The 4597-nt window shown below is 39.0% G+C and carries 5 protein-coding genes and 2 pseudogenes; all 7 read left to right on the plus strand.

Features of this window, described 5'->3' with window-relative positions:
* A pseudogene (locus tag OOA_RS20660) lies at positions 1 to 211 on the plus strand (hypothetical protein); the annotation flags it as partial.
* Positions 208 to 420, plus strand: coding sequence for a hypothetical protein (locus tag OOA_RS15270; RefSeq protein WP_008913063.1), 213 nt, complete (start codon positions 208 to 210; stop codon positions 418 to 420). The pseudogene OOA_RS20660 and the gene OOA_RS15270, both read left to right, overlap by 4 nt.
* A gap of 21 nt (positions 421 to 441) precedes the next feature.
* Positions 442 to 1278 (plus strand): formylglycine-generating enzyme family protein, encoded by an 837-nt coding sequence (locus OOA_RS15275; RefSeq protein ID WP_008913064.1) that lies wholly within the window; start codon positions 442 to 444, stop codon positions 1276 to 1278.
* Positions 1278 to 2132 (plus strand): formylglycine-generating enzyme family protein, encoded by an 855-nt coding sequence (locus tag OOA_RS15280; RefSeq protein ID WP_008913065.1) that lies wholly within the window; start codon positions 1278 to 1280, stop codon positions 2130 to 2132. Before OOA_RS15275 ends, OOA_RS15280 begins: the two co-directional genes overlap by 1 nt.
* A gap of 289 nt (positions 2133 to 2421) precedes the next feature.
* On the plus strand, positions 2422 to 2688 hold the full coding sequence (locus OOA_RS15285; RefSeq protein ID WP_008913066.1) for a PAAR domain-containing protein: 267 nt from the start codon (positions 2422 to 2424) through the stop codon (positions 2686 to 2688).
* A 2-nt stretch (positions 2689 to 2690) separates the two neighbouring features.
* Entirely contained in the window at positions 2691 to 3827 is a 1137-nt protein-coding gene (locus OOA_RS15290; protein ID WP_008913067.1) for a hypothetical protein, read from the plus strand.
* Positions 3824 to 4597 (plus strand): annotated as a pseudogene (locus OOA_RS20665) (ImcF-related family protein); the annotation flags it as partial. The gene OOA_RS15290 and the pseudogene OOA_RS20665, both read left to right, overlap by 4 nt.

Consider the following 4597-nt stretch of genomic DNA (forward strand, 5'->3'; position numbering starts at 1 on the left):
CCAACATTCTCCGGCAAACAACCCCCAAGGTCCTGAACATGGAGAAGAAAAAGTAACTCGTGGAGCTGACGGTAGTTTTTATTTAAAAACATTAACTATTAATCGTCTTTCCCACCCATTAAAAAATGGCAATATCCCCGGCCTTGGCTTTCGCTGTGCTGTTCAATCACCAACTCCAATTTCAATTTCAAAAATTGAAGCTGCACAATGAAAATTACATATCCTCTACTGGTAGTTCCTATCGTGCTTTTACTCGGTTGTGAACAACAGCTCACTGCAGACCAAGAAGCCCAAAAGAAACAACTGATTAATGAATCCATTCACAATATGGTCTTCATTGACGGTGGTACTTTCTTAATGGGCGATTTTGGTAGCGGTCACGATGGTAAATCCACACTCCCTTATTCATATACTTGTTGATGGTAAGGAGTTAACGAAATAATGAAATTCAATAAGCTACTTTTTTGTTTATTTGTCGGTTCATGTGTTGTTTCAGGCTGTGATAATTCGCAAAAAGAAGCCGAAGCCGCTCAGTTACGCCAAACTTCGTTTGATAATATGGTGCCCATAAAAGGCGGACGTTTTCAGATGGGGGATTTTGGCCCTTTAATTGATGAAGATAAATTACCATTAAGTACCGACCCTTCAACAAGGCCCCTGCACTGGGTATCACTTTCTGATTTTAGCATGGGAAAATATCGTGTTACGTGGGCTGAGTTTAATCGTTGGCTAGCCCTGCAAGAACGCGAGCCACTTGAATTTTATACTCAAGGGAAAAATAGTAAAATTATCAGTTGGGATGAGCTAGGCGATGACTATCCAGCATCGGTTAGTTGGCAAGATGCAAAAGGCTATTGTCAATGGTTAGGACAAAATTCAGGGAGAAAAACCGACTTACCAACCGAGGCTCAATGGGAATATGCTGCTCGCAGTGGGGGGCAATTACTGATCTATGCGAACAGCGATAATAAAATGTACTCAGAACTAGATCCTGCGCGTAATTTTATCCCATATTGGAAGCCAGTTGGAAGTTTTGCACCTAACCCAATAGGTTTATACGATATGATGGGAAATAGTAGCGATTGGGTGAATGATTGGTATTCTGAGGATTATTATCAACACTCCCCAGAGCATAATCCACAAGGGCCTACAATAGGGGATAAAAAAGTAAGACGAGGCTACCTTGGAAGTTTCGATGGTGCAATTACTATCGCGAGAGGAAAAAATGATCCAGAGATTAAATTCGGCAATGGATTTCGTTGTGTTGAAAACCGTTAATGATTAGCTATATGAAAAAAATTACTGCAATTATGCCATTGTCTATCATAGTATTCATGACCTCAGGCTGTGATAATTCGCAAAAAGAAGCCGAAGCTGCTCAGTTACGCCAAACTTCGTTTGATAATATGGTGCCCATAAAAGGCGGACGTTTTCAGATGGGGGATTTTGGCCCTTTAATTGATGAAGATAAATTACCATTAAGTACCGACCCTTCAACAAGGCCCCTGCACTGGGTCTCACTTTCTGATTTTAGCATGGGAAAATATCGTGTTACGTGGGCTGAATTTAATCGTTGGCTAACCCTGCAAGGACGAGATAAAACAGAGTACTATCTCGATGTCCTTAATAACCCCTATGCTAAAAAAGATAAAATTAGTGATAATTATCCAGCATCGGTTAGTTGGCAAGATGCAAAAGACTATTGTCAGTGGTTAGGACAAAACTCAGGGAGAAAAACCGACTTACCAACCGAGGCTCAATGGGAATATGCTGCTCGCAGTGGGGGGGAATTACTGATCTATGCGAACAGCGATAATAAAATGCACTCAGAACTAGATCCTGCGCGTAACTTTACTGGTTGGATCGCTCCAGTCGGCAATTTTGCACCAAACCCAATAGGACTATACGATATGATGGGTAATGGCGTCGATTGGGTGAATGATTGGTATTCTGAGGATTATTATCAACATTCCCCAGAGCATAATCCACTAGGGGCGAAAGCAGAAATAAGTACGAAAAAAGTGATCCGAGGTCATTTGGGGAGTTTCGATGGAATAATAACCATCGCAAGAGGAAAAGATGACCCCAATATGAAATTTGGTTATCAATTTCGTTGTGTTGAAAACCGTTAATGATTCGCTATATGAAAATAATAACAATAACAACTTTATCTCAACTTTCATCCCCTGTGGGGTTTTTACTAGACTATAAACAAAAAAATACTGAGCAATATAATATTTACTCAAGCTAATACATTATTCATATAATATCTTTAATCTTATTATTTGGTAATAGTCTTCAAGAATAAATCCATTACGTGATGGTATCACTACAGAGTCAATATAAAACCTCTGGCATGATTCATGTTAATCATTGACGTTATATATAATTTAGCAATTAATAAAAAATAGGCATTTATCTATGTTTAAAAACATTGTGTTACTCGGAGATAGCACCAGCCATGGTGGCACCGTTATTACGGCCACTTCAGATGTTATTATCAACGGTAAAAGGGCGGCTAAAGTTGGTGATATGGTTAGCTGTCCCAAAAAAGGGCATGGCAATAATGCCATCATTGAAGGTTCCTCTGACTTTACGTGTAAAGGCATTCAGATTGCCGTTGATGGCTGCCGTACTGAATGTGGTTGTTATCTTATTTCCAGTATCACTGACTTTTCATTAGGATAATTATGGCTTGGAATAAAACCCCGTCTATTCAAACAAAAAAACCGACGGCACCCGCTTACTTTAAATGGCTATCCGCTATTGGCATTGCGATTTTCTTTTTAATTTATTTTTTATATACAAACACTAACAATGAATTATCTCATCAAAAAAAATGGGTGAATATTATTATTGTGGTATGCCCCTTGCTAATCATCACAATAACTTTTTTATGCCGTCTGTTAGTGTATATAAAAAAGAAAGGCTATTATGATTTTTTAGAAAAAGAAAAATTATATGCAGATAAACAATGGGAACAATGGGGTTCGCGGAGTATGAGCGTTCTGAAAAGTGTTCTTTTTCTGCCACAAAAAATCACGCTTCCTTATATGCTAAAACATCAATCTCAACACACAGCAAGGTATAAAATCCCACAAAAAATCGATTATCTTTCAAATGAAAAATCGTGTTGTTTTTATTTACTCCGAACGGTTCAAGATAAAGTCATCCAATTATCAAACCAGTCTCCTTTTCATATTCAATATTTGACTAAAAAAAATGTTGATCTCGCTAAAAATGAGCTGACATCATCATGGGAAAAACTGTTCCCAAATGTTGATATACCTAATTTTGATATCACCGATACGTTAAGTTATGGTTTTATTGAAAGCGCAATTAAAGACAATGAAAATATCATTGAATTAATTTTAATTGAACAGCCGTATACTCAAGAACAGTCAGCCATATTATCGGTGATTATTATCACCACGGATGATATAGCAAAAAGTCATCATCTTGAGACTATTGCCAATATAAAGCGCCCAATGCCAATTGATACTGATGAAAATCATCAAATCGCTATCGACCTTTTTCCTGAGATACAAACGGAATCTCACAATGCAACGCATACTTTTTCTGATGGGAAATGCCCTACAAGTTTGTTCACTGCACTCTATCAATCTGACAATACAATAATGAAAATATCGCCCAATACGCTTATTGACTTAGAGTTTTTTATTGGCCCCACCGGAGAGTATTCCTCATGGTTTAATATGGCTTTAGCCGTCGAATTTGTTTCTCAATATAAAAAAACATCGCTTACCTTATCTCAGGAACCTAACAGAATGTTTATTGGAACTATTACTCCGAGTCAATCGATATGAATATTAAAATACCCAAACCCACGCTAAAATCATTCTTTTTATTAATTATAATAGCATTAGTCTCTCTGTTAATTTGGTATCATGGCGACTATTTTTATTTGGAAAGTAAAAATCAAAAGCAACAGGCAATTATCGGCCTTATTATAGTAAGTTATGTCGTTCATATCTCATGGCTATATTTTATTGAGCGAAGAAAAAATAAACATCGAGAAACAAATACGGATTCAGGAACTTATCCTGATCAAGAAAAGAGAGTTGAATTAAATAATCATAACTCTTTACCCATCATTGAAACGTTAAAAAATAACTACGGCACTTTCTGGTATAAAAAAGTGTCTATCCAACTGCTCGTCGGCAATAGCAGCGCCGTTGATAAACTGGCACCGCATCTCTCGCAAGAGATTTGGCAGGAGTCGAATGGCACCGTCTTAATCTACGCCGGCGATGTCGCCACGGGCATTGATGAGGAACTCATTCACACCTTACAACAATTGCGCCGCCGTCGCCCACTCGATGGCGTGATTTGGGTCACCGAGAACACCGTGTCATCCCACTTACTCGACCCTGCCTTGTCGTTTAATCACCTCAATGCCGCCGTCACCGACATGGCCGCTCGCGTTTTCCATAACCTGTTTAACGCCTTAAAATGGCGCGCCCCCGTGTGGTTTTGGAGTGTCAGTGACAATACCGCTCTCCAAGCCAGTGAGGCGCCGTCCGTGGTGTATCTCACTGAACCCGGTATGCGCGCGGAGGCCTTATCCCCGACCCTG

The sequence above is a fragment of the Providencia burhodogranariea DSM 19968 genome, from assembly GCF_000314855.2.
Taxonomy (GTDB): domain Bacteria; phylum Pseudomonadota; class Gammaproteobacteria; order Enterobacterales; family Enterobacteriaceae; genus Providencia; species Providencia burhodogranariea.